The organism is Pseudomonas sp. GYB4201, assembly GCF_056312595.1.
On record NZ_JBWGIG010000010.1, the window covers coordinates 1 to 25,397 of the forward strand.

Here is a 25,397-nt window from a genome sequence, read left to right on the forward strand (position 1 = left end):
TGGAGGCGTCGATCAACGGGCTGCCCGAAGGGCCGAGGCCGCAGGCCGAAGAGACGGTAACCCGCAGGCTTCTATAGCGGGTGCCGTCTGCCCGTTGAGCGACGCCGGAAGGAGGGGACCCGTAGCGAAGCGGAGGGCCCAAGCAGGGGCAAGCCCTTTTTGCTTACTTTTTGGGGCGACTGCCAAAAAGTGAGTCGGCGTAAGGCCGAAACGGTCGGTGGTCGCACCACGAAAATGGATATATCCAGAAACGTCAGAAGCGGGATCCGATCATCGTGAACATATCCATTACCTAGGGTGATGCACAATCACCTTTCCGCCCTTACGGCGGCTCACTTTTTGTCAAACGCCACAAAAAGTAAGCAAAAAAGGCTTGCCCCTGCTTGGTCCCTACGCTTCGCTGCGGGTTCCCTCCCTCCGGCGTCGCCCAAGCGGCCGACGGCCCGGAATAGAAGCGCCTCCGGTTCCGTCTTCCCCGGCTACGCCGTGGACCGCTCGGCCAACGCCTCCAGTCGGCCCTGGCGCTTTATGGGGCACACAATCAAGATCAAGGGCCGCACGGGATCAAGATCAAAAGCAGTTCGCGGCAGCTACGGTGGCTGCGGTGGCTGCGTTAACACACTGCCGCCGAACCGCTTTTCAAAAGGCAAAAAAAAGGGGCGGTATGACCCGCCCACCTTTTCTGTCCCTATTCCCTGTATCCCTGTCATCGTCCTGATGAACCGCGTCCTGCGGTGTCCTGGCGCTCATCCTTGAGAGCCTGTGCCTGCTCCTTGGCACTGGTTCGATCATAGAGAATCCAGATGACGATTCAACTGCACAAGTCTTTCAGGAAAAGTCTTTTCCAAGCTGCAACAGTCAGGAAAAACCAGACAGAACAGTACGTTGCGCACAGCCATGGAAGACGTTTGACAGCCGCAGTCCACAATCACTTACAGAACACGCTGGCGATCGCTGACCCGAACGCCGGAAACAAAAACGCCCCGAACCAGTCGGGGCGCCTGAGCTGCCAAACGAACTACTGGAACAGTGATTCGCTGGACAGCCCGTTCTTCTCGAGAATCTCGCGCAAGCGCTTCAAGCCCTCGACCTGAATCTGGCGAACCCGCTCCCGGGTAAGGCCGATTTCCAGGCCGACGTCTTCCAGGGTACTGCTTTCGTGGCCACGCAGGCCGAAGCGCCGCACCACCACTTCGCGCTGCTTGTCGGTGAGCTCGGAGAGCCACTGGTCGATGCTCTGGGACAGGTCATCGTCCTGCAGCAGCTCGCACGGGTCGGTGGGACGGTCGTCCGTGAGGGTGTCGAGCAGGGTCTTGTCGGAGTCCGGGCCGAGGGAGACGTCCACCGAGGACACCCGCTCGTTGAGCCCGAGCATGCGCTTGACCTCGCCCACCGGCTTCTCCAGCAGGCTGGCGATTTCTTCCGGCGACGGCTCGTGGTCGAGTTTCTGGGTCAGTTCGCGCGCCGCCCGCAGGTAGACGTTGAGTTCCTTCACGACATGAATCGGCAGCCGGATGGTCCGGGTCTGGTTCATGATGGCGCGTTCGATGGTCTGGCGAATCCACCAGGTGGCGTAGGTGGAGAAGCGGAAACCGCGCTCGGGGTCGAATTTCTCGACGGCCCGGATAAGCCCCAGGTTGCCTTCCTCGATCAGGTCGAGCAGGGACAGGCCACGGTTGACGTAGCGACGGGCGATTTTCACCACCAGGCGCAGGTTGCTTTCGATCATGCGCTTGCGGCCGGCCGGATCACCCTTTTGCGACAGGCGCGCAAAATGGACTTCTTCTTCCGGGGACAACAGGGGGGAAAAGCCGATTTCGTTCAAATACAGCTGTGTCGCATCCAGCGCACGGGTGTAATCGATGTACTTGTGTTGCTTGAGTGCTGTGGAGTTCTTGGCCTTGGCACGAACCGTGGGCACCACGGGTTCATCGTCCGCCTCAGCGTCCAGGACGATGCCGGTTTCCATAAGGAGCACCTCATCGTCGATGTCAAACTCCGGCGCTTCTTTGTTGAGAGCCATTTGTTATAGTCCTTTGTTGAGTTCGACCTCAAGCTCTAGCGCCGCGCTTATCCTTGGCTACGCTAAAGCCTGTCCCCGCTACATCGAAGGAACAGGCTTGGCAACGATCAACGTCGTGGCAAAAACTGCAAGGGGTCTACTGGCTTGCCCTGCCGGCGAATCTCGAAGTGGAGCTTCACCCGGTCGGTACCCGTGGAACCCATCTCGGCAATTGTCTGCCCGGCCTTGACCTGCTGCCCCTCCCGAACCAAGAGCCTGCGGTTGTGACCGTAGGCACTGACGTAGGTATCGCTGTGCTTGATGATTACCAACTCGCCGTAGCCCCGCAACCCACTCCCGGCGTACACCACCGAACCATCAGACGCAGCAAAAACAGGCTGTCCCAATTCCCCGGCGATATCAACGCCTTTATTCAAACTACCGTTTGAAGCAAATTTTCCAATCAGCACGCCGTTGGCAGGCCATGTCCAACCGCCTGTGATCTTCTCGCCCGCAGGCACCGGCACCGGCTCGGGAGCGGCCGCAACGGGGGCCGGTGGCGCGGTTTTCTGACCCTGGGCACCCGCCACCGGCGTGAAGATAATGGGCCGACGAGTGACCTTGAACGAGCCCGACGGCGACGCCGAGGTTTCAGTTTGCGCCGCCGCGACCGGTGCAGATGGAGCGCTGCCATCACCGAAGCGAATGACCTGTCCCGGATGAATGGTATAGGGCTCGGGGATGTTGTTGCGGGCAGCCAGGGCCTTGTAGTCCCAGGAGTAGCGGAACGCGATGGAGAACAGGGTATCGCCGCGCTTGACCCGGTACTGGCCCGTGGTGACCGGCTGGCGCTCTGGCGCGGCCGGTGCCGAGGCGCTCCCGCCGCTGCTGCGGTCGACCACCCGCACGCCGCCCGAAGGGTGGCTTGCGCAGCCAGCCAGGGTCGTTGCAAGGGCGAGGCCAATCACCAGAAGCTTGTAGCTCGATAGTCCTGCATGCTGCCGAATGACTGTGGGACTCACCCGCCGCTCCCTTGAAAATGGTGGCTGATAGAAAAATAGACTGTTGTGTCGCAATTATAACCATCCACACGCATATTTCTGACGTATTCGCGTTACAACCTGTAAAGGCTGCGCTGTCAGACCCGTGCCCTGCCAAAGAATTCACCGCCAGCCAACGAAATCCTGCTCAGGCCAGGGGCCCGTTGAGCAGCGGCACGAAACGCACCGCTCCCAGCACATGCCGGGAAAAACCCTGATCTTCGCGGACGATCAGCATCAGTTGCTGCACCTCCCCCGACCCCACCGGAATGACCAGGCGCCCCCCCGGCGCCAACTGGTCCAGCAGCGCCTGGGGCACGTCGGTGGCCACGGCGGTGACGATGATGCCGTTGTACGGCGCCAGCGCCGGCCAGCCTTCCCAGCCATCGCCCCAGCGGAACACCACGTTGCGCAGGTTGAGCTCCACCAGGCGCTCCTTGGCGCGATCCTGCAGCACCTTGATGCGTTCGACCGAGAACACCCGCTCCACCAACTGCGACAACACCGCAGTCTGGTAGCCCGAGCCCGTGCCGATCTCCATGACCTTGTCCAGCGGCCCGGCCTCCAGCAGCAGCTCGCTCATGCGCGCCACCATGTAGGGCTGGGAGATGGTCTGGTTGTGGCCGATGGGCAGCGCCGTGTCCTCGTAGGCGCGGTGCGCCAGGGCTTCGTCGACGAACAGATGACGCGGGGTGCGGCGGATCACGTCCAGCACCCGCTCGTTGCTCACGCCCTCTTCGTACAGGCGCTGGATCAGCCGCTCGCGGGTGCGCTGGGAGGTGAAACCGATGCCGCGACGGCTCAGGTCATCTTGTTCGCGCATCAGCGTAGCCCCTCCAGCCAGGTTTCCAGGCTGTCGAACGCCGGGCTGAAAGTGCGGTCCAGCTGCAACGGGGTGACCGACACGTAGCCTTGCATCACCGCGTGGAAGTCGGTGCCCGGGCCGCCGTCCTCGGCGTTGCCGGCGGCGGCGATCCAGTAGCCTTCCTTGCCGCGCGGGTCGACCACGCGCGTGGGCGCCGCTGCGCGAGCGCGGTGGCCCAGGCGGGTCAGCTGGATGCCACGAATGCGCTCCAGCGGCAGGTTGGGAATGTTGACGTTGAGCACGGTGCGCGGCGGCAGGTTCAATTCACCGTGGGCCTGCACCAGGTGCCGGGCGTACCAGGCGGCAGTGGCGAGGTTGTCCACCTGGCGCGACAGGAACGAGAACGCAAACGAGGTGCCCCCCAGGAAACGCCCTTCCAGCGCGGCACCGACGGTGCCCGAATAGAGCACGTCGTCGCCCAGGTTGGCCCCCAGGTTGATGCCTGACACCACCAGGTCCGGCTCCTGCGGCAACAGGCCGTTGAGGCCCAGGTGCACGCAATCGGTGGGGGTGCCGTTGAGGCTGATGAAACCGTTGGCCAGGCGCTGCGGGTGCAGCGGCCGGTCCAGGGTCAGCGAACTGCTGGCACCGCTGCGGTCGCCGTCGGGGGCTATGACCGTGCACTCGGCAAAGCCGGCCAGCGCTTCATGCAGCGCGGCCAAGCCAGGGGCGGCGACACCATCATCGTTTGAAATCAGAATACGCATGGGCTTTCCGTCTGCCCTGCCGGCACCAGATCAACAAGCTCGCGCACCACCACGGTGGCGAAGCATCCGGCCGGAAGGACGAATTCCAATTGCAGAATGTCAGGCTCCGGATAATGCCACGCCAGCCCGCCGATGGGCAGCCGCAGGATGCGGCGTTCGTGAGCCATGCCCGCTTTTGCCAACCATTCGCCGAGCGGCGCCAACCGCGCGCCGACATTCTGTTCCAGTTCATGGATGGCACCCGCGGCCGGCGAGTCACCTTCGCCCCACATCGGGCCGGTGGGGTGCAGGTCGAGAATGCCCAGGCGCGGGTCGCTGCACTCGGCCTCACCGGCCGGGAAGAAGCTGCGGCTGTCGGTGAACGCCAGCAGGTCGCCGACCCGGGCCTGGTTCCAGCTACCGTCGCCGACGCGCGCAGCCAGCACCTGGTTGAACAGGTAGCTGCGGGCCGTGGACAGCAGGCGCGAACGCACGTTGCGCTGCTCTGGCAGGGCCTGGCGTTCGGCCCATTGGCGGGCGTCGTGGACGTTGCCACCCTGGAAGCCAAACCGCTGGGTGCCGAAGTAGTTCGGTACGCCAATGGTCTTGAGCTGTTCCAAACGTGCGTCCAGGGCCGCGCGGTCAGCCTCCAGCGCGGTCAGGCGCAGGGTGAAGCCGTTGGCCGAGTGCGCGCCGCGCTGCAGCTTGCGCTTGTGGCGGGCGACCTTGAGGATGGCCAGGGTGTCGTTTTCGGCGGCGCTCAGGTCCGGGTCCGCCTTGCCGGGCAGGTGCAGGCTGAACCACTGCCGGGTCAACGCCTGGCGGTCCTTGAGGCCTGCGTAGCTGACGGTGCGCAGCGGCACGCCGGCGGCCTTGGCCAGGCGGCGGGCAGCCTCTTCGGTGTTGAGGTTGCGTTTTTCCACCCACAGCCACAGGTGCTCGCCTTCGCCCGCCAACGGGATGTCCAGCACCTCGTCGACCTGGAAGTCTTCGGCAGTGGCTTTCAGCACGGCGCGGCCCAGGGCCGGCCCGGCGGCGCAGGGGCCCAACAGTTCGAGTTCGGTCATGCTGGCAGCAAAAAGGCGACGGCGTGAACCGCGATACCTTCCTCACGGCCGGTGAAGCCCAGCTTTTCGGTGGTGGTGGCCTTGACGTTGACCTGGTCCAGTTCGACCTGCAGGTCAGCGGCGATCAGGCTGCGCATGGTGTCGATGTGCGGGGCCATCTTCGGCGCCTGGGCGACGATGGTGGCGTCGACGTTGCCGACCTTCCAGCCCTTGGCCTGGACGATGCCGACCACGTGGCGCAGCAGCACGCGGCTGTCGGCGCCCTTGAATTGCGGATCGGTGTCGGGGAAGTGCTTGCCGATATCACCCAGCGCGGCGGCGCCGAGCAGCGCATCACTCAGGGCGTGCAGCAGCACGTCACCATCGGAATGGGCGAGCAGGCCGAATTTGTGAGCGATGCGAACGCCGCCCAGGGTAATGAAATCGCCGTCAGCGAAACGGTGCACATCGTAGCCGTGGCCAATACGCATAAATAGAAAAGCCCTGAAGGAGACAGGGCGTGATTCTACCTGCTTTATGTAACAACGGGGCCGCAAAAAGCGGCCCCGAAACGCCGTGAATCAGGGGCAAAACGACATCATGGCCACTGCAAAACGCGTAGCCGCTGCCGCAGGCTGCACTGGGCCGATACCTCACCGGAGATATCCAGTGACCACAAGCGCCAGCGCAGCCTGGCGGCAGCGGCTACGTCAAGCCAATGCCGCGGCGTGGTGACGCAGGTGGTCGTCAATGAAGCTGGCGATGAAGTAGTAGCTGTGGTCGTAGCCAGGCTGCAGGCGTAGCTGCAGGTCGTGGCCTGCGACCTTCGCCGCCTGCACCAGCGCCTCGGGCTTGAGCTGGTTGACGAGGAAATCGTCACGGTCGCCCTGGTCCACCAGGAACGCCTGGGGCGCCTTGCTCTCGGCCATCAGCACCGAGGCATCCCACTCGCGCCAGCGCGAACGCTCCTCGCCCAGATAACGGGTGAAGGCCTTCTGGCCCCACGGGCAATCCATGGGGTTGCTGATGGGCGAAAACGCCGACACCGAACGGTAGCGCCCCGGGTTGCGCAAGGCGCACACCAGCGCGCCATGGCCACCCATGGAGTGACCGCTGATGGCACGGCGGTCGGAGGCCGGGAAATGCGCCTCCACCAGGGCTGGTAGCTCGTTCACCACGTAGTCGTGCATGCGATAGTGCTGGGCCCACGGCTGCTGGGTGGCGTTGAGGTAGAACCCCGCCCCCAGGCCGAAGTCCCAGGCGCCGTCCGGGTCACCGGGCACGTCGGCGCCGCGCGGGCTGGTGTCCGGCGCGACGATGATCAGGCCCAGCTCGGCGGCCAGCTTGTGGGCGCCGGCCTTCTGCATGAAGTTCTCGTCCGTGCAGGTCAGCCCCGACAGCCAGTACAACACCGGCAGCGTGCCGCCCTGCTCCGCCTGGGGCGGCAGGTAGACGGCGAAGGTCATGTCGCAACCCAGCACGTCCGAGCGGTGGCGGTAGCGCTTGTGCCAACCGCCGGCGCTTTTCTGGCAGGAGATGTTTTCCAGGCTCATGGGCAACCTCAGAAGTGGATGACCGAACGGATGCTCTTGCCTTCGTGCATCAGGTCGAACGCCTTGTTGATGTCTTCCAGGCCCATGGTGTGGGTGATGAAGGTGTCCAGCGGGATCTCGCCCTTCTCGGCCATTTCCACGTAGCTTGGCAGCTCGGTGCGGCCACGCACGCCACCGAACGCCGAACCGCGCCAGACGCGACCGGTCACCAGCTGGAACGGACGGGTGGAAATTTCCTGGCCCGCGCCGGCCACGCCGATGATCACCGACTCGCCCCAGCCCTTGTGGGCGCATTCCAGGGCGGCACGCATCAGGTGCACGTTGCCGATGCACTCGAACGAGAAGTCGACGCCGCCGTCGGTCATGTCGACGATGACTTCCTGGATAGGACGGTCGAAGTCCTTCGGGTTGACGCAGTCGGTGGCGCCCAGCTGGCGAGCGATCTCGAACTTGGCCGGGTTGATGTCGATGGCGATGATGCGGCTGGCCTTGGCCTTGACCGCGCCGATGACCGCCGACAGGCCGATGCCGCCCAGGCCGAAGATAGCCACGGTGTCACCCGGCTTGACCTTGGCGGTGTTGAGCACCGCACCGATGCCGGTGGTCACGCCGCAACCCAGCAGGCAGACCTTCTCCAGCGGCGCTTCCTTCTGGATCTTGGCCACGGAGATTTCCGGCAGCACGGTGTATTCCGAGAAGGTCGAGGTACCCATGTAGTGGAACAGCGGCTTGCCGTTGTAGGAGAAACGCGAGGTGCCGTCGGGCATCAGGCCCTTGCCCTGGGTGGCGCGCACGGCCTGGCAGAGGTTGGTCTTGCCCGACAGGCAGAATTTGCACTGGCGGCATTCGGCGGTGTACAGCGGGATCACGTGGTCGCCCACGGCCACCGAGGTCACGCCTTCGCCGATGGCTTCGACGATGCCGCCGCCTTCGTGGCCCAGGATCGACGGGAAGATGCCTTCAGGGTCGGCACCGGACAGGGTGTAGGCGTCGGTGTGGCACACACCGGAAGCGACCACACGCACCAGCACTTCGCCAGCCTTGGGCATCGCCACGTCGACTTCGACGATTTCCAGCGGCTTCTTGGCCTCGAATGCTACTGCGGCACGGGACTTGATCATCGCAACCTTCTCCTGAAGTGTTTAGGTAAGGCGTTCAGTGTAATTCATGGGCCATTGAGGAATAATCAGGCCAAAGACAAAACATTATTGCCATGCAGGGATAATCAATGAGCGACAACCGCTGGGACGGCATCGACGAATTCGTCGCGGTCGCCGAGTGCAGCCAGTTCACCGCGGCGGCGGAGCGCCTGGGCATCTCCTCGTCGCACATCAGCCGGCAGATCGCCCGGCTGGAAGAACGCCTGCAGACCCGCCTGCTGTACCGCAGCACCCGGCGCGTGACCCTGACCGAGGCCGGGCAGACCTTCCTGCAGCACTGCCAGCGCCTGCAGGACGGCCGCGAGGAAGCCCTGCGCGCCATGGGCGACCTCAACAGCGAACCCAAGGGCCTGCTGCGCATGACCTGCGCCGTGGCCTACGGCGAGCGCTTCATCGTGCCGCTGGTGACCCGCTTCATGGGGCTGTACCCGCAACTGCGGGTGGACATCGAGCTGACCAACCGCACCCTCGACCTGGTGCACGAAGGCCTGGACCTGGGCATACGCCTGGGCCGCCTGCAGGATTCGCGGCAGGTGGCGTCGCGCCTGGCGCCGCGACGCATGTACCTGTGCGCATCACCTTCCTACCTTGCACGCTATGGCCGCCCGCACAGCTTGTCGGAACTGGCGCGGCATAACTGCCTGGTTGGCAGCTCGGATGTCTGGCAACTGCAGAACGAGGGCCGCGAACTGGCGCAGCGCGTACAGGGCAACTGGCGGTGCAACAGCGGGCAGGCCGTGCTGGATGCGGCGTTGCAGGGGATAGGCTTGTGCCAGCTGCCGGACTATTACGTGCTGGAGCATTTGCACAGCGGCGCGCTGGTGTCGCTACTGGAAGCGCACCAACCGCCCAATACCGCAGTGTGGGCGCTGTACCCGCAGCAGCGGCATCTGTCGCCTAAGGTGAGGAAGCTGGTGGATTATTTGAAGGAAGGGTTGGCGTCAAGACCCGAATATCAAGCCAATCACCTGTAGCCGCTGCCGCCAGGCTGCGCTGGCCCTTATGTACGCCAAAGATCCTCAGCGAGGCATCAGGCCAGCGCAGCCTGGCGGCAGCGGCTACAGGACTAGTGCGGACGCTGCGCCCAACGCTGGCGCAGCCACTCCAGATCCTCAGGCCGGGTCACCTTGAGGTTGTCCGAACGCCCTTCGATCAGCCGCGGCGCTTGCCCGGCCCACTCCATGGCAGAGGCCTCATCGGTAATCGCCACGTCCGCCACCAGGCTGTCGGCCAACGCCCGGTGCAAGGCACCGAGGCGGAACATCTGCGGCGTGTAGGCTTGCCAGATGGTGCTGCGGTCGACAGTCTCCGCCACGCGGCCATGGGCGTCGGCGCGCTTGAGGGTGTCCTTGGCCGGCACGGCCAGCAGGCCGCCCACCGGGTCGTGGGCCAGCTCGCCCAGCAGCTTGTCGAGGTCGGTGCGCGCCAGGTTGGGCCGCGCGGCGTCGTGCACCAGCACCCAATCGTCATCGGCAGCGCCCTGGGCGTGCAGGTGCAGTAAGGCATTGAGCACCGAGTCGGCACGCTCGGCGCCGCCAGGGGCACGCTGGATACGCGGGTCACGGGCACTGGCCAGGTCAGGCCAATAGGGGTCGTCTTCAGCCAGGCTGACCACCAGGCCCTTGAGCCCGGGGTGGTCGAGGAAACAGGCCAGGCTGTGTTCGAGAATGGTTCGGCCGCCCAGTTGCAGGTATTGCTTGGGCCGGTCGGCTGCCATGCGGGCACCAACGCCTGCGGCAGGAATCACTGCCCAGAAGGCAGGGGAAGAATAGGTCATTGCGCCAACTGATAAAGGGTTTCACCGTCCTTGACCATGCCCAGTTCATGGCGAGCCCGTTCTTCAACGGTCTCCATGCCCTTTTTCAGCTCCGCCACTTCCGCGTCGAGGACACGGTTACGCTCCAGCAGGCGCTCGTTTTCGGCGTGCTGGTCGGCGATCTGCTGCTCAAGGCTCGACACCTGGGCCAGGCTGCCGTTACCGACCCAGAGGCGGTACTGCAGGCCACCCAGCAGCAAGAGCAGGACAAGGAACAACCAATAGGGACTGCGCATCAAGGTATCCAGTGGAAATAAACGGCCGTACTGATGGCACGAAGCCTGGCTAGGCCAGGCTTTGTGCTGTACAGCGCTTGCTTTGTACCATCTAAAGCTTAGCCGCGAAACTCGGCACGGCCACGATAGACCGCCTTGGCGCCCAGTTGTTCTTCAATGCGCAGCAGCTGGTTGTACTTGGACACGCGGTCCGAGCGGCACAGCGAGCCAGTCTTGATCTGACCAGCAGCGGTACCCACGGCCAGGTCGGCAATGGTCGAGTCCTCGGTTTCGCCCGAACGGTGCGAAATGACCGCGGTGTAGCCGGCGGCCTTGGCCATCTGGATGGCTTCCAGGGTTTCGGTCAGGGTGCCGATCTGGTTGAACTTGATCAGGATGGAGTTGGCGATCTTTTTATCGATGCCTTCCTTCAGGATCTTGGTGTTGGTCACGAACAGGTCGTCGCCTACCAGCTGCACCTTGTCGCCCAGCTTCTCGGTCAGCACTTTCCAGCCAGCCCAGTCGGACTCGTCCAGGCCGTCTTCGATCGAGATGATCGGGAAACGCTCGGTCAGGCCTTTCAGGTAGTCGGCAAAACCGGCGGCGTCGAAGCTGTGGCCTTCACCGGCCAGGTTGTACACGCCGTCTTCGTAGAATTCGCTGGCTGCGCAGTCCAGGGCCAGGGTCACGTCGGTGCCCAGCTTGTAACCGGCGTTGGCCACGGCTTCGGCGATGGCCGACAGCGCGTCTTCGTTGGAGGTCAGGTTCGGGGCGAAGCCGCCCTCGTCACCCACGGCAGTGTTCAGGCCACGGGCCTTCAGCACAGCCTTGAGGTGGTGGAAAATCTCGGTGCCCATGCGCAGGCCGTCGGAGAAGGTCTTGGCGCCAACCGGCTGCACCATGAACTCCTGGATGTCGACGTTGTTGTCGGCGTGCTCGCCACCGTTGATGATGTTCATCATCGGTACTGGCATGGAGTAGACGCCAGGGGTGCCATTGAGGTTGGCGATGTGCGCGTACAGCGGGATGTCCTGGTCCTGGGCAGCGGCCTTGGCAGCAGCCAGGGACACGGCGAGGATGGCGTTGGCACCCAGCGACGCTTTGTTTTCAGTGCCGTCGAGTTCGATCATGGCGTGGTCCAGGGCTTTCTGGTCCGCAGGATCCTTGCCCAGCAGCAGCGAGCGGATCGGGCCATTGATGTTGGCCACGGCCTTCAGTACGCCCTTGCCCATGTAACGGCTCTTGTCGCCATCACGCAGCTCGAGTGCTTCACGCGAACCGGTGGAAGCACCGGACGGCGCGCAAGCGCTGCCGATGATGCCGTTATCGAGAAGCACGTCGGCTTCCACAGTGGGATTGCCACGGGAGTCGAGAACTTCACGACCTTTGATGTCGACGATTTTTGCCATTGTTATAAGCACTCCAAATTTGACCAAAACGACACTGCTGAGGGAAATCTGTTGTGGCCGAAGGCTCAATACGGCAGGCAGGCCTTCGGTCGACAAGGCTCTGGCCCGAGCGGGCCAGAGTGAATCGAGAGGTACTTTACCGGAAAAAAGTTGTTACGCGGTTTCTACCGTCGGAAAACTTTTAACCAGGTCGTCCAATTGCTTGAGCTGGGCCAGGAACGGTTCCAGCTTGTCGAGGCGCAGGGCGCAGGGGCCATCGCACTTGGCGTTGTCCGGGTCTGGGTGGGCTTCCAGGAACAGGCCAGCCAGGCCCTGGGACATGCCCGCCTTGGCCAGGTCGGTGACCTGGGCACGGCGGCCGCCGGCGGAATCCGAACGCCCGCCCGGCATTTGCAGGGCGTGGGTGACGTCGAAGAACACCGGGTATTCGAACGACTTCATGATGCCGAAGCCGAGCATGTCCACCACCAGGTTGTTGTAGCCGAAGCTCGAACCGCGCTCGCACAGGATCAACTGATCGTTGCCGGCTTCCTCGCACTTGGTCAGGATGTGTTTCATTTCCTGCGGCGCGAGGAATTGCGCCTTCTTGATGTTGATGACTGCGCCGGTCTTGGCCATGGCCACCACCAGGTCGGTCTGGCGCGACAGGAAGGCCGGCAGCTGGATGATGTCGCAGACCTCGGCGACCACCGCGGCCTGGGCCGGCTCGTGGACGTCGGTGATCAGCGGCACGCCGAAGGTCTTCTTCACTTCCTCGAAGATGCGCATGCCCTCTTCCAGGCCGGGACCCCGGTAGGAGGTCACGGAGGAACGGTTGGCCTTGTCGAAGCTGGCCTTGAACACGTACGGGATACCGAGTTTTTCGGTAACGCGCACGTATTCTTCGCAGACCTGCATCGCCATGTCGCGCGACTCGAGCACATTCATGCCGCCGAACAAGACGAAAGGCTTGTCGTTGGCGATCTCAATGTTGCCTACACGGATGATTTTCTGCGCCATGCTGTATTACTTCCTTGATCAGGCTTTCTTCTGGTGTTGAGCCAGGGCCGCCTTGACGAAGCCACTGAACAGCGGGTGGCCGTCACGTGGGGTCGAGGTGAACTCGGGGTGGAACTGGCAAGCCACGAACCATGGGTGGTCCTTGGCTTCCACCACTTCAACCAGGGCGCCGTCGCCGGAACGACCGGACACCACCAGGCCAGCGTCGATCAGCTGTGGCAGCAGGTTGTTGTTGACCTCGTAGCGGTGACGGTGACGCTCCACGATCACTTCGTTGGCGTAGCAGTCGAACACCTTGGAGCCCTTGGCCAGCTGGCACTCTTGGGCGCCCAGGCGCATGGTGCCGCCCAGGTCCGAGGCTTCGGTACGGGTCTCGACCGCGCCGGTGGCGTCTTCCCACTCGGTGATCAGGCCCACGACCGGGTGGCCGCTGGTGCGGTCGAACTCGGTGGAGTTGGCGTCTTTCCAGCCCATGACGTTACGAGCGAACTCGATGACCGCCACTTGCATGCCCAGGCAGATACCCAGGTACGGGACCTTGTTCTCGCGAGCGTATTGCACCGCGGTGATCTTGCCTTCCACGCCGCGCAGACCGAAGCCGCCCGGTACCAGGATGGCGTCGGCGCCTTCCAGCAGGCCGGTGCCCTGGTTCTCGATGTCTTCGGAGTCGATGTAGCGCAGGTTGACCTTGGTACGGTTGCTGATGCCCGCGTGGCTCATCGCTTCGATCAGCGACTTGTACGCGTCCAGCAGCTCCATGTACTTGCCGACCATGGCGATGGTCACTTCGTGTTCCGGGTTCAGCTTGGCATCGACGACCTTGTCCCACTCGGACAGGTCGGCCCCACCGCACTGCAGGCCGAAGCGCTCGACGACGAAATCGTCCAGGCCCTGGGAGTGCAGGATGCCCGGGATCTTGTAGATGGTGTCGGCGTCTTCCAGCGAGATCACCGCACGTTCTTCAACGTTGGTGAACTGGGCGATCTTGCGGCGCGAGGACACGTCGATCGGGTGGTCGGAACGGCAGACCAGCACGTCAGGCTGCAGGCCGATGGAGCGCAGCTCCTTCACCGAGTGCTGGGTAGGCTTGGTCTTGGTCTCGCCAGCGGTGGCGATGTACGGAACCAGCGTCAGGTGCATCAGCATCGCGCGCTTGTTGCCCACTTCGAAGCGCAGCTGGCGGATGGCTTCCAGGAACGGTTGCGACTCGATGTCACCCACGGTGCCACCGATCTCGACCATGGCCACGTCGGCATCGCCGGCGCCCTTGATGATGCGGCGCTTGATTTCGTCGGTGATGTGCGGGATCACCTGGATGGTGGCGCCCAGGTAGTCACCACGGCGCTCCTTGCGCAGCACGTGCTCGTACACGCGGCCGGTGGTGAAGTTGTTGTTCTGGGTCATGGTCGTGCGGATGAACCGCTCGTAGTGGCCCAGGTCGAGGTCGGTCTCGGCACCGTCGTGGGTCACGAAGACTTCACCGTGCTGGAACGGGCTCATGGTGCCCGGGTCGACGTTGATGTACGGGTCCAGCTTCAGCATGGTGACCTTAAGTCCCCGCGCCTCCAGGATGGCCGCCAAAGATGCCGAAGCAATGCCTTTCCCCAATGAAGAAACAACACCGCCCGTGACGAAGATGTAGCGCGTCATGAAAAACCCTAGAAGTCTGCGTTAAAGCGGTCAGAGCCGCCGGGGAAAGCGAAGGAAGGCCGAAGCCCCCGATGGCCAAAAACGGTTTGGCAATCGGCAACTGCCGTGTTTGCTGAGCAAGCACAGAAGTTGTATCAAGAAGGGAGCGTAGTCTACCGGAAACAGCCTTTCATCTCAAACGTTGTGCGTTCGTCGGTGGCAGCCAGTGCAAAACCGCGCCCTGCCCCGGGCCCAACAGCAGGTTGGCGACAGCCTGCAATTGGCCGTCGACGAACAGCAGCGGCAAGCGCCCGCGCACGAACGGCGGCAGGCCCGATTCGTTGAGCAGCCGCTTCAGGTCGCGGTGGCCGCGCCCCTCTATCTGGAGCATCTCGCCGCCCTCGCGGTAGCGAATCTGCACCCTGCCCTGCGGCGCCAGGCCGCACATCCGTACCTGGCCATTGCCGGGCAACGGCAAGGGCGCGACGGGGTCTGCCCACTCGGCCACGCCCTGGGGCGCGCGCAACCAGTCGTCGGCCAGCCACCACAAGCGACCGGCCGCGCGTTGCAGGTTGCCATCGGCCAGTGCCCATACCGGGGTGGCCGACGGCGCAGCGTCACGCAGGTCCTGCCAGCCAGCCCAATGCTGGGTGTCGGGCAGGCGCGTCAGCGGCGCCAACCAATGCTGCAGGGCGTTGCGCTGGCGGGCGTCGGACAATGCCTGCAACGCGCCCAGGTCCAGCGACGGCAGCGGCAGCCAGGGGAACGGCGATGACGTGCCGGCCACCCGCAGGTCCTGCGCCGCCAACTCGGCCAGCAAGCCCTGGGCTTCAGCCAGGTGGCTGGCGGTGCGGGCGAAGGTCTGGGCGAACTGCGGCCAGCGCCGGGCGATCACCGGCAGCACGTCGTTGCGCAGGTAGTTGCGCGAGAAACGCGTGTCGCTGTTCGAGGGGTCTTCCACCCAGGCCAGCCGATGGCTGTTGGCATACTGCTCAAGCTGGGCACGGGAAACGTCAAGCAGCGGGCGCAGCAGCCACCCCCGCCCCAGCGCACGCTCGGCCGCCATGCCGGCCAGGCCGCGCACGCCAGTGCCGCGCAACAGGCGGAACAGCAGGGTCTCGGCCTGGTCGTCACGGTGCTGGCCCGTCAGCAGCACCTCACCCGGCCCCAGCGCCTGCTCGAACGCCTGGTAACGCGCCTCGCGGGCGGCCGCCTCCAGGCTGGCGCCCGGCGCCACCTGCACGTGCACCACGGTCAAGGGCACGCCCAGGCTGTCGCACAGTTGGTGGCAATGCTGCGGCCACGCGTCGGCCGCGGCCTGAAGGCCGTGATGGACGTGAATGGCATGCAAGGGAGGCAGGGTTTCGGTGCGGGCCAGGGTGGCCAGCTGGTGCAGCAGGACGGTGGAGTCGAGGCCGCCGGAGAGGGCGATGTGCCAGCGCGGGGCGGTGCGCCATGAAGTCAGAAGCGGAAACATGGCAGGCTCCTTTCTGGGGTGTTCCGGACGCGGGCGGGGGGCGGGGGGGGCGGGGGGGGGTGGGGGGCGAGGCCCCGCGGGGCGTTCATCCGGGTGACTCGGCGGCCGCCGGCCGCGTCAGGAGCGCCGCGAAGCCGTGGCTTACAGGCCGTAGCTCATCAGGCGGTCATAGCGGCGCTTGAGCAGCGCGTCCATGTCCAGGCCCTTGAGCATGGCCAGCTGCGAGCTCAGCTCCTTGCGGATCAGTGCCGAAGCAGCGGCCGGGTCGCGGTGGGCGCCGCCCAGCGGCTCCTGAATCACCTTGTCGACGATACCCAGGCCTTTCAGGCGCTCGGCCGTGATACCCATGGCCTCGGCGGCGTCCGGGGCCTTCTCGGCGGTCTTCCACAGGATGGAAGCGCAGCCTTCAGGCGAGATCACCGCGTAGGTGGAGTATTGCAGCATGTTCAGCTGGTCGCACACGCCAATGGCCAGTGCACCGCCCGAACCACCTTCGCCGATCACGGTGGCGATGATCGGGGTTTTCAGGCGCGCCATGACACGCAGGTTCCAGGCGATGGCTTCGCTCTGGTTGCGCTCTTCGGCGTCGATGCCCGGGTAGGCGCCCGGGGTGTCGATGAAGGTCAGGATCGGCATTTTGAAGCGCTCGGCCATTTCCATCAGGCGGCAGGCCTTGCGGTAGCCTTCAGGGCGCGGCATGCCGAAGTTGCGGCGCACTTTCTCGCGCACTTCACGGCCTTTCTGGTGACCGATGACCATCACTGGCTGGTCGTCCAGGCGGGCGATACCACCGACGATGGCGGCGTCGTCGGAGAAGTGGCGGTCGCCGTGCAGCTCATCGAACTCGGTGAAGATGTGCTGGATGTAGTCCAGGGTGTACGGACGGCGCGGGTGGCGCGCCATGCGTGCGATCTGCCAGCTGGTCAGGTTGCCGAAAATGCTTTCGGTCAGGGTGCTGCTCTTGTCTTGCAGGCGCGAGATCTCATCGCTGATGTTCAGCGAATTGTCATTGCCGACCAGGCGCAGCTCTTCAATCTTGGCTTGCAGGTCAGCGATCGGCTGTTCGAAATCAAGAAAATTCGGGTTCATAGGCATCCGTCTTGGGTCGACGGCCAAGCGGCCGGCCGGTTGATCCGTTAAGCGCCCTACCATACGGGAAAGGGCGCATTGAGGTCGAGTTTAACGATCTGGGTCGAGTCTAGTCACCTTTGACAGGCTCAACGATATTGCAGGAAGACGTTCTCACGCCCGAACTGGTCACGCAGCGCTTGAATCAAACCATCACCGGGATCAATTCGATAGTCCTCGCCGAACTGCAACAGCGCCTTGGCGTCGGGGCCGGTGTACTCCATGGTGATCGGGCAGGCGCCGCGGTGGCGCTTGCACAGCTCGCCCAGCCAGCCCAGGCGGTCGCCCTTCAGGGCGTCGGCGTGCACCTTCAGGCGCAGGCTCTCGGCCAGGTTGGTGCGGGCGTCTTCCATGGTCATCACGCGGTTGACCCGCAGGCGCAGGCCGCCGGAGAAGTCATCGTTGCTGACCTCGCCCTCCACCACCACCATGGCGTCGGTCTGCAGCAGCGACTGGGCGGCCATGAAGGCGTCGGCGAACAGCGAGGCCTCGATACGCGCCGAGCGGTCGTCGAGGGTGATGAAGCCCATCTTGTCGCCCTTCTTGTTCTTCATCACCCGCAGGTTGATGACCATGCCCGCCACTGTCTGGGTGCCACGGGCCGGCTTCAGGTCGATGATGCGCTGGCGGGCGAAACGACGGATCTCGCCTTCGTATTCGTCGATCGGGTGACCGGTGAGGTACAGCCCCAAGGTTTCCTTTTCGCCGCGCAGGCGCTCCTTGAGGGTCAGCTCCTTGGCCTTGCGGTGGCTGGCGTAGACGTCGGCGTCTTCCTCCACGAACAGGCCGCCGAACAGGTCGCTGTGGCCGCTGTCATGGGTGCGCGCGGTCTGCTCGGCCGCCTTGATCGCCTCTTCCATGGCCGCCAGCAGCACCGCGCGGTTGCGGTCGATGTTGGCCAGGTACGCCTTGCTCTCGTCGTAGAAGAACGGGCCCAGGCGATCCAGGGCGCCACTGCGGATCAGGCCATCGAGGGTGCGCTTGTTCACGCGCTTGAGGTCGATGCGCTCGCAGAAGTCGAACAGGTCCTTGAACGGGCCGGCCTGGCGGGCCTCGGTGATGGCCTCCACCGGCCCCTCGCCCACGCCCTTGATGGCGCCCAGGCCGTAGATGATGCGGCCTTCGTCGTTCACCGTGAACTTGAACTCCGAGGCGTTCACGTCCGGCGCGTCGAGGCGCAGTTTCATGGTGCGCACTTCCTCGATCAAGGTCACGACCTTGTCGGTGTTGTGCATGTCCGCCGACAGTACCGCGGCCATGAACGGCGCCGGGTAGTGAGCCTTCAGCCAGGCGGTCTGGTACGACACCAGGCCGTAGGCGGCGGAGTGGGATTTGTTGAAGCCGTAGCCGGCGAACTTTTCCACCAGGTCGAAGATGTTGCCCGCCAGGTCCGCATCGATGTTGTTGTTGGCACAACCTTCGATGAAGCCACCGCGCTGCTTGGCCATTTCCTCGGGCTTTTTCTTACCCATGGCCCGGCGCAGCATGTCCGCGCCACCCAGGGTGTAGCCCGCCATCACCTGGGCGATCTGCATCACCTGTTCCTGGTACAGGATGATGCCGTAGGTAGGCGCCAGTACCGGCTTGAGGCCTTCGTACTGGTAGTCGGGGTGCGGGTACGCCAGCTCGGCGCGGCCGTGCTTGCGGTTGATGAAGTCGTCCACCATGCCCGATTGCAGCGGGCCCGGACGGAATAGGGCCACCAGTGCGATCAAGTCTTCCAGGCAGTCGGGCTTGAGCTTCTTGATCAGCTCCTTCATGCCGCGCGATTCAAGCTGGAACACCGCGGTGGTCTCGGCTTTCTGCAGCAGGCTGTAGGTGGGCTTGTCGTCCAGCGGAATGAAGGCGATGTCCAGCGGCGCTTCGCCGACCTTGGCGCGGTCGCGGTTGATGGTCTTCAGGGCCCAGTCGATGATCGTCAGGGTACGCAGGCCGAGGAAGTCGAACTTCACCAGGCCGGCCGCCTCCACGTCGTCCTTGTCGAACTGGGTCACCAGGCCGTCGCCGGCCTCGTCGCAGTAAATGGGCGAGAAGTCGGTGAGCTTGGTCGGGGCGATAACCACGCCACCGGCGTGCTTGCCGACGTTCCGGGTAATACCCTCGAGCTTGCGCGCCATCTCCCAGATTTCGCCGGCTTCCTCGTCGGTCTTGAGGAAGTCGCGCAGGATCTCTTCCTGCTCGTAGGCCTTCTCCAGGGTCATGCCCACTTCGAAGGGGATCATCTTCGACAGGCGGTCGGCCAGGCCATAGGACTTGCCCTGCACCCGCGCCACGTCACGGACCACCGCCTTGGCGGCCATGGAGCCGAAGGTGATGATCTGGCTTACGGCGTTGCGGCCGTATTTCTCGGCCACGTAATCGATTACCCGGTCGCGGCCGTCCATGCAGAAGTCGACGTCGAAGTCGGGCATCGAGACCCGTTCCGGGTTGAGGAAACGTTCGAACAGCAGGTCATATTCCAGCGGGTCGAGGTCGGTGATCTTCTGCACGTAGGCCACCAGGGAACCGGCGCCCGAACCCCGGCCAGGGCCTACCGGCACGCCGTTGCTCTTGGCCCACTGGATGAAGTCCATCACGATCAGGAAGTAACCGGGGAAGCCCATCTGGATGATGATATCCAGCTCGAAGTTCAGCCGGTCCACGTAGACCTGGCGCTTGGCCTCGTAGTCCTCGGTGGTGTCGCGCGGCAGCAGCACCGCCAGGCGCTCTTCCAGGCCGTCGAACGACACCTTGCGGAAGTATTCGTCGATGGTCATGCCATCGGGAATCGGGTAGTCGGGCAGGAAGTGCTTGCCCAGCTTGACGTCGATGTTGCAACGCTTGGCGATCTCGACGGTGTTTTCCAGCGCCTCGGGCAGGTCGCTGAACAGCGCGTGCATTTCCTCGGCGCTTTTCAGGTACTGCTGGTCGCTGTAGTTCTTGTTGCGGCGCGGGTCATCCAGGGCCCGGCCTTCGCCGATGCACACGCGGGTCTCGTGGGCCTCGAAGTCTTCCTGGCGGATGAAGCGCACGTCGTTGGTGGCCACCAGCGGCGCGCCGAACTTGTCGGCCAGGGCCACGGCGGCGTGCAGGTATTCTTCGTCGTTGGTGCGGTTGGTGCGCTGCACTTCCACGTAGAAGCGGTCGGGGAACACCGCCATCCACTCCTGCAGCAGCGCCTCGGCGTCCAGCGGGTTGCCGCCCAGCAGCGCCATGCCGATCTCACCTTCCTTGGCCGCGGACAGGCAGATCACGCCCTCGCTGGCCTCGGCCAACCACTCGCGCTCGATGATCACCTGGCCGTTGCGCTGGCCGTCGATGAAACCGCGGGAGATCAGTTCGGTGATGTTGCGGTAGCCCAGGGCGTTCATCGCCAGCAGGCTGATGCGGCTCAGCGGGCCGTCGGGATCCTTGTTGGCCAGCCACAGGTCAGCGCCGCAGATCGGCTTGATGCCGCCGCCCATGGCCGTCTTGTAGAACTTGACCAGCGAACACATGTTGTTCTGGTCGGTCACCGCCACCGCGGGCATGTTCATGCCGGCCAGGGCCTTGACCAGTGGCTTGATGCGCACCAGGCCGTCGACCAGGGAATATTCGGTGTGCAGGCGAAGATGAACGAAAGAAACCGACATGGTGATCCTATAGGTGCACAAAACAACAAAGCCCGGATTGTACCGGGCCTTGATCAAAACATCAGCCAGCTCAGCTCAGCGACATGTCCGGGTCGAGCAGCGCCCGCGCTTCATACGCCTGGCGCACCGGCGCGAACGAACGACGGTGGATAGGCGTAGGCCCCAGGCGGGCCAGCGCTTCCAGGTGCACGGGCGTGGGGTAGCCCTTGTGCCCGCCGATGCCGTAGCCGGGGTAGATCAGCTCGAACGCGGCCATTTCCCGGTCGCGGCTGACCTTGGCCAGGATGGAGGCGGCGGCAATCGCCGGCACCTTGGCGTCGCCCTGCACCACCGGGGCGCTGGGCACTGCCAGTTTCGGGCAGCGGTTGCCGTCGATCAGCGCGAGCTTGGGGGTAATGTGCAGGCCTTCCACCGCGCGCTGCATGGCCAGCATGGTGGCGTGGAGGATGTTCAGCTCGTCGATTTCCTCGACTTCGGCGCGGGCGATGTGCCAGCTCAGGGCCTTTTCGCAGATCTCGTCGAACAGCTTCTCGCGCTTGGCCTCGGTCAGCTTCTTGGAGTCGTTGAGCCCCAGGATCGGCCGGTTCGGGTCGAGGATCACCGCCGCGGTGACCACGGCGCCGCACAGCGGGCCACGGCCCACTTCGTCGACGCCGGCCACCAGGTCTTCGACCAGGGTGTAGTCCAGGCCCATTTGCATTTGTGAGGTCATTGTTTCGCCAGCAGTGCCAGCACACCTTCCGCTGCCTGGTTGGAGGCATCGCGGCGCAGGGTGCGGTGAATGTCGTCGAAGCCTTGGGTCTGCGCCTGGCCGTCATCCAGCAAGGGTAGCAGCGTTTGCACCAGGGCTTCGGGGGTGGCGGCGTCCTGCAGCAACTCGGGCACCAGCATGCGCTGGGCCAGCAGGTTGGGCAGCGACACGTACGGGCTTTTCACCATACGCTTGAGAATCCAGTAGCTGAGCCCCGCCAGGCGGTACGCCACCACCATCGGGCGCTTGTACAGCAACGCCTCAAGGGTGGCCGTGCCGGAGGCAATGAGCACCGCGTCGCAGGCCGCCAGGGCGCGATGGGACTGGCCGTCGAGCAGGGTCAGCGGCAGGTCGCGGCCCACCAGCATGGCCTCGATCTGCGCCCGGCGCGCGGTGTTGGCGCACGGCAGCACGAAGCGCAGGCCTGGGCGCAGGGCCAGCAGGCGCTGGGCGGCGTCGAGGAACAGCTCGCCCAGGCGCCCTACTTCGCCGCCACGGCTGCCCGGCATCAGCGCCACCACCTGGCCGTCCAGGGGCAGGCCGATCTCGGCGCGCGCCTGGGCACGGTCGGCCTGCAGCGGGATGGTGTCGGCCAACGAGTGGCCGACGAACCGCACCGGCACGCCCTTCTCTTCGTAGAATTTCGCTTCGAAGGGGAACAGGGTCAGCATCAGGTCGCAGCCTTCGCGGATCTTCAGCACGCGCTTCTGCCGCCATGCCCACACGGAGGGGCTGACGTAGTGCACGGTCTTGATCCCGGCCTGACGCAACTTGAGTTCGATGTTGAGGGTGAAATCGGGCGCATCGATGCCGATGAACACGTCGGGCTTGCGCTCGATCAGGGTCTGGATCAGCAGCTTGCGCCGGGCCAGCAGCTCGCGCAGGCGCCCCAGCACCTCGACCAGGCCCATCACGGCCAGGCGCTCCATGGGGAACTCGGACACCAGGCCCTGGGCTTCCATGAGCGGGCCGCCCACGCCCATGAATTCGATGTCCGGGTGGCGCGCCTTGAGGGCCTGCATCAGCCCGGCGCCAAGGATATCGCCACTGGCCTCGCCCGCCACCAGGGCGACGCGCAGCTTGCCTGGCAACGGCATCAGCGGGTGATGCCGCGGGTCGAGTTCTGGATGGAGCGCAGGAACACGTCCACCTCAGGGTACTGGGCAGCCGGCTCGGCCAGCTCGGCGATCGCCTGGTCGACGGTCAGGCCCTGGCGGTAGACCACCTTGTAGGCGCGGCGCAGGGCATGGATGGCGTCATCGCTGAAGCCACGACGGCGCATGCCCTCGAAGTTCATGCTGCGCGCCTCGGCCGGGTTGCCGAACACCGTGACGTAGGCAGGCACGTCCTTGCCAATGGCGGTGCCCATGCCGGAGAAGCTGTGGGCGCCGATGTGGCAGTACTGGTGCACCAGGGTGAAACCGGACAGGATCGCCCAGTCATCCATGTGCACATGGCCCGCCAACGCGGTGTTGTTGACCAGGATGCAGTGGTTGCCGATCACGCAGTCGTGGCCGATGTGGGCATAGGCCATGACCAGGTTGTGGTCGCCCAGGGTGGTTTCCGCGCGGTCCTGGACGGTGCCGCGGTGGATGGTCACGCCTTCGCGGATCACGTTGTGGTCACCAATGACCAGGCGCGTATCTTCGCCCTTGTACTTGAGGTCAGGGGTGTCTTCGCCTACCGAGGAAAACTGGTAGATGCGGTTGTGCTTACCGATTTTGGTCGGCCCCTTGAGAATCACGTGGGGGCCGATGACGGTCCCCTCGCCGATTTCAACGCCAGCGCCGATGATCGACCAAGGGCCGACCTCGACGCCGTCCGCCAGGATGGCAGACGGGTCGATGATGGCGCGAGGGTCAATCAAACTCATAGCTTGCGTTCCGCACAAATGATTTCGGCCGAGCACACCGGCTTGCCGTCAACGGAGGCCTGGCACTCGAATTTCCAGATTTGGCGCTTGCAGCTGATGAACTTGGCTTCCAGGATCAGCTGGTCGCCCGGCAGCACCGGCTGGCGGAAACGCAGTTTGTCGGAACCCACGAAGTAGTACAGGGTACCGTCGGCCGGTTTCACGTCCAGCATCTTGAAACCAAGAATACCAGCTGCCTGGGCCATTGCCTCGATGATCAGCACGCCCGGCATGATCGGGTGCTGCGGGAAGTGGCCGTTGAAGAATGGCTCGTTGATGCTGACATTCTTGTAGGCGCGAATGCGCTGTGCCTCGACGTCCAGCTCCACTACACGGTCCACCAGCAGGAACGGGTAACGGTGAGGCAGGTATTCGCGAATCTCGTTGATGTCCATCATTTCGGGGGGAAGCCTGTATAAAAGATAGGGAGCGCGCGACTGACGCGCAGCACTCCTATTGCAAATCAAGGAGGCAGTTTAGCGGCTGTGCACACTTGATATGGAATTGGTATCAGCCATCAGATGATGCTTTGTCGTCCGGGGTCACGGCTTCGACACGCTTTTCTACCTGTTTGAGACGACGGAACATGTCATCTATCTGGCGCAGGCGTGCCGCGCTCTTGCGCCACTCGCCCGCTGGCTGCATCGCCGTGCCCGAGGAATAGGCCCCTGGCTCGGTGATGGAATGGGTGACCATGGTCATGCCGGTGATGAAGACACCGTCACAGATATCGATATGGCCCACCAGGCCCACGCCGCCGGCCAGCATGCAATTCTTGCCGATCTTGGTGCTGCCGGAGATGCCGACGCACGCCGCCATGGCGGTGTTGTCGCCGATCTGCACGTTGTGGGCGATCTGAATCTGGTTGTCGAGCTTGACACCGTTGCCAATGACCGTGTCAGCCAGCGCGCCGCGGTCGACCGCAGTGTTCACGCCAATTTCCACGTCGTCGCCGATGCTGACGCCGCCCACCTGGGCAATCTTGTTCCACACGCCCTTTTCGTTGGCGAAGCCGAAGCCCTCGCCGCCCAGCACCGCGCCGGACTGGATGACCACGCGCTTGCCGATGCGCACGTCGTGGTACAGGGTGACGCGTGGGGCCAGCCAGCCGCCTTCGCCGATCACGCAACGCGCGCCGATGAAGCAGTGGGCACCCACGGTGGTGCCGGCGCCAATCTGCGCGCCGCTTTCAATCACCGCGAACGCGCCGATGCTGGCAGTGGGGTCCACCACCGCGTCGGCCGCCACCACGGCGCTGGCATGAATGCCGGCCGCTGCCTTGGGCTTGGGGTCGAACAGGTGGGAAACACGGGCGTAGGCCAGGTATGGATCGGCCACCACCAGCGCCGCGCCGGCGTAGCCTTCGGCGTCCGCCGCCTTGAGCAGCACGGCCGCAGCGGTGCAGTCAGGCAGGAACTTGCGGTACTGGGGGTTTGCCAGGAAGCTCAACTGACCAGGGCCGGCCTCTTGCAAAGTGGCCAGCCCGGTAATTTCGGTATCCTCGCTGCCCCGCAGGGTCGCACCGAGGAACTCGGCCAATTGGCCGAGCTTCAGGGTAACAGTCATATCAGCGCGCTTTGTTCATGCGCTCGATGACTTGGCGAGTGATGTCGTATTGAGGTTTGACATCGATCACAGCGCCACGCTCGAGTACCAGGTCAAAGCCGCCGTTCTTGATGACTTCTTCAACAGCGCCATCCAGCTTCGGCTTCAGCTGCTTGAGCATGTCGCGGTCGGCGTTGGCCTTGGCTTCGTTCAGTTCCTTGGACTGGAACTGGAAGTCGCGGGCTTTCTGCTTGAAGTCCAGCTCCAGCTTCTCGCGGTCACCTTGTGGCAGCTTGTCGCCACCGTTCACCAGGCGGTCCTGGATACCCTTGGCGCTGCTTTCCAGGGCCTTGAGCTTGGTCAGTTGCGGGCCGAACTTCTTCTCGGCATCCACGGCGTACTGCTTGGCGGCGTCAGACTCCAGCAGGGCCATCTGATAGTTCAGCACGGCAATTTTCATGTCGGCAAACGCTGGGGTAGCGGTAGCGGCCAGGGTGGCTGCCAGAAGAACCATTTGTGTCAACTTGCGCACGGTGCACTCCTACGGAAACTG

23 protein-coding genes are annotated in these 25,397 nt (G+C 64.1%); 1 reads left to right on the forward strand and 22 read right to left on the reverse strand.

The window, feature by feature from the left end:
• Window positions 1–1,018: 1,018 nt before the first annotated feature.
• The 8 genes from rpoS to AC0Z2B_RS11500 all read right to left on the reverse strand — a co-directional run bounded on the left by rpoS (window position 1,019) and on the right by AC0Z2B_RS11500 (window position 8,313).
• On the reverse strand, window positions 1,019–2,023 hold the full coding sequence (gene rpoS / locus AC0Z2B_RS11465) for an RNA polymerase sigma factor RpoS (protein WP_416422868.1): 1,005 nt from the start codon (window positions 2,021–2,023) through the stop codon (window positions 1,019–1,021).
• 107 nt (window positions 2,024–2,130) lie between these two features.
• A complete protein-coding gene (locus AC0Z2B_RS11470) occupies window positions 2,131–3,024 on the reverse strand; it encodes a peptidoglycan DD-metalloendopeptidase family protein (protein ID WP_476296754.1) in 894 nt (297 codons plus the stop codon).
• 166 nt (window positions 3,025–3,190) lie between these two features.
• Window positions 3,191–3,865 carry a protein-L-isoaspartate(D-aspartate) O-methyltransferase gene (locus AC0Z2B_RS11475; RefSeq protein ID WP_476296756.1) on the reverse strand — a complete coding sequence of 225 codons (675 nt, stop codon included), beginning with the start codon at window positions 3,863–3,865 and terminating at the stop codon, window positions 3,191–3,193.
• Window positions 3,865–4,614, reverse strand: coding sequence for a 5'/3'-nucleotidase SurE (gene surE, locus AC0Z2B_RS11480; RefSeq protein WP_416422865.1), 750 nt, complete (start codon window positions 4,612–4,614; stop codon window positions 3,865–3,867). The genes AC0Z2B_RS11475 and surE overlap by 1 nt, the downstream gene beginning before the upstream one ends.
• Complete coding sequence (gene truD, locus AC0Z2B_RS11485; protein ID WP_476296758.1) at window positions 4,602–5,660, reverse strand: tRNA pseudouridine(13) synthase TruD; 1,059 nt, start codon at window positions 5,658–5,660, stop codon at window positions 4,602–4,604. Before truD ends, surE begins: the two co-directional genes overlap by 13 nt.
• Window positions 5,657–6,130: a 2-C-methyl-D-erythritol 2,4-cyclodiphosphate synthase gene (gene ispF / locus AC0Z2B_RS11490; protein ID WP_476296760.1), complete on the reverse strand. Its 474-nt coding sequence runs from the start codon at window positions 6,128–6,130 to the stop codon at window positions 5,657–5,659. Before ispF ends, truD begins: the two co-directional genes overlap by 4 nt.
• Before the next feature lie 219 nt (window positions 6,131–6,349).
• Window positions 6,350–7,198, reverse strand: a complete 849-nt coding sequence (gene fghA / locus AC0Z2B_RS11495) for an S-formylglutathione hydrolase (protein ID WP_476296762.1) — start codon at window positions 7,196–7,198, stop codon at window positions 6,350–6,352.
• A 2-nt stretch (window positions 7,199–7,200) separates the two neighbouring features.
• Window positions 7,201–8,313: an S-(hydroxymethyl)glutathione dehydrogenase/class III alcohol dehydrogenase gene (locus tag AC0Z2B_RS11500; RefSeq protein ID WP_416422861.1), complete on the reverse strand. Its 1,113-nt coding sequence runs from the start codon at window positions 8,311–8,313 to the stop codon at window positions 7,201–7,203.
• Window positions 8,314–8,420: 107 nt separating this feature from the next.
• Between AC0Z2B_RS11500 and AC0Z2B_RS11505 the strand changes: the two genes are divergently transcribed.
• Entirely contained in the window at window positions 8,421–9,326 is a 906-nt protein-coding gene (locus AC0Z2B_RS11505) for a LysR substrate-binding domain-containing protein (RefSeq protein ID WP_476296764.1), read from the forward strand.
• Window positions 9,327–9,418: 92 nt separating this feature from the next.
• Here AC0Z2B_RS11505 and ispD read toward each other — a convergent pair whose 3' ends face one another.
• From ispD to AC0Z2B_RS11575, 14 genes are all read right to left on the reverse strand, one after another.
• Window positions 9,419–10,129, reverse strand: a complete 711-nt coding sequence (ispD, locus tag AC0Z2B_RS11510; RefSeq protein WP_473005605.1) for a 2-C-methyl-D-erythritol 4-phosphate cytidylyltransferase — start codon at window positions 10,127–10,129, stop codon at window positions 9,419–9,421.
• Window positions 10,126–10,404 carry a cell division protein FtsB gene (gene ftsB, locus AC0Z2B_RS11515; RefSeq protein ID WP_008366399.1) on the reverse strand — a complete coding sequence of 93 codons (279 nt, stop codon included), beginning with the start codon at window positions 10,402–10,404 and terminating at the stop codon, window positions 10,126–10,128. Before ftsB ends, ispD begins: the two co-directional genes overlap by 4 nt.
• Before the next feature lie 98 nt (window positions 10,405–10,502).
• A complete protein-coding gene (eno, locus tag AC0Z2B_RS11520; RefSeq protein WP_416422858.1) occupies window positions 10,503–11,792 on the reverse strand; it encodes a phosphopyruvate hydratase in 1,290 nt (429 codons plus the stop codon).
• A gap of 153 nt (window positions 11,793–11,945) precedes the next feature.
• A complete protein-coding gene (kdsA, locus tag AC0Z2B_RS11525) occupies window positions 11,946–12,791 on the reverse strand; it encodes a 3-deoxy-8-phosphooctulonate synthase (protein ID WP_416422857.1) in 846 nt (281 codons plus the stop codon).
• An 18-nt stretch (window positions 12,792–12,809) separates the two neighbouring features.
• Window positions 12,810–14,441: a CTP synthase gene (locus AC0Z2B_RS11530; protein ID WP_416422856.1), complete on the reverse strand. Its 1,632-nt coding sequence runs from the start codon at window positions 14,439–14,441 to the stop codon at window positions 12,810–12,812.
• A 169-nt stretch (window positions 14,442–14,610) separates the two neighbouring features.
• Window positions 14,611–15,897 (reverse strand): tRNA lysidine(34) synthetase TilS, encoded by a 1,287-nt coding sequence (gene tilS / locus AC0Z2B_RS11535; RefSeq protein WP_476296766.1) that lies wholly within the window; start codon window positions 15,895–15,897, stop codon window positions 14,611–14,613.
• Between the two features lie 141 nt (window positions 15,898–16,038).
• Window positions 16,039–16,986, reverse strand: a complete 948-nt coding sequence (locus AC0Z2B_RS11540) for an acetyl-CoA carboxylase carboxyltransferase subunit alpha (RefSeq protein ID WP_416422854.1) — start codon at window positions 16,984–16,986, stop codon at window positions 16,039–16,041.
• A 128-nt stretch (window positions 16,987–17,114) separates the two neighbouring features.
• Window positions 17,115–20,636 (reverse strand): DNA polymerase III subunit alpha, encoded by a 3,522-nt coding sequence (gene dnaE / locus AC0Z2B_RS11545; RefSeq protein ID WP_476296768.1) that lies wholly within the window; start codon window positions 20,634–20,636, stop codon window positions 17,115–17,117.
• Between the two features lie 70 nt (window positions 20,637–20,706).
• On the reverse strand, window positions 20,707–21,336 hold the full coding sequence (rnhB, locus tag AC0Z2B_RS11550; protein ID WP_473006818.1) for a ribonuclease HII: 630 nt from the start codon (window positions 21,334–21,336) through the stop codon (window positions 20,707–20,709).
• Window positions 21,337–21,344: 8 nt separating this feature from the next.
• The gene (gene lpxB / locus AC0Z2B_RS11555; protein ID WP_476296955.1) at window positions 21,345–22,478 is read right to left on the reverse strand and encodes a lipid-A-disaccharide synthase; all 1,134 of its coding nucleotides are present in this window, start codon (window positions 22,476–22,478) and stop codon (window positions 21,345–21,347) included.
• 5 nt (window positions 22,479–22,483) lie between these two features.
• Window positions 22,484–23,260, reverse strand: coding sequence for an acyl-ACP--UDP-N-acetylglucosamine O-acyltransferase (lpxA, locus tag AC0Z2B_RS11560; RefSeq protein WP_416422852.1), 777 nt, complete (start codon window positions 23,258–23,260; stop codon window positions 22,484–22,486).
• Window positions 23,257–23,697 (reverse strand): 3-hydroxyacyl-ACP dehydratase FabZ, encoded by a 441-nt coding sequence (gene fabZ, locus AC0Z2B_RS11565; RefSeq protein WP_416422851.1) that lies wholly within the window; start codon window positions 23,695–23,697, stop codon window positions 23,257–23,259. Before fabZ ends, lpxA begins: the two co-directional genes overlap by 4 nt.
• A gap of 112 nt (window positions 23,698–23,809) precedes the next feature.
• On the reverse strand, window positions 23,810–24,865 hold the full coding sequence (gene lpxD / locus AC0Z2B_RS11570; protein WP_476296770.1) for a UDP-3-O-(3-hydroxymyristoyl)glucosamine N-acyltransferase: 1,056 nt from the start codon (window positions 24,863–24,865) through the stop codon (window positions 23,810–23,812).
• 1 nt (window position 24,866) lies between these two features.
• Window positions 24,867–25,376 carry an OmpH family outer membrane protein gene (locus AC0Z2B_RS11575; protein WP_416422849.1) on the reverse strand — a complete coding sequence of 170 codons (510 nt, stop codon included), beginning with the start codon at window positions 25,374–25,376 and terminating at the stop codon, window positions 24,867–24,869.
• Window positions 25,377–25,397 lie beyond the last annotated feature (21 nt).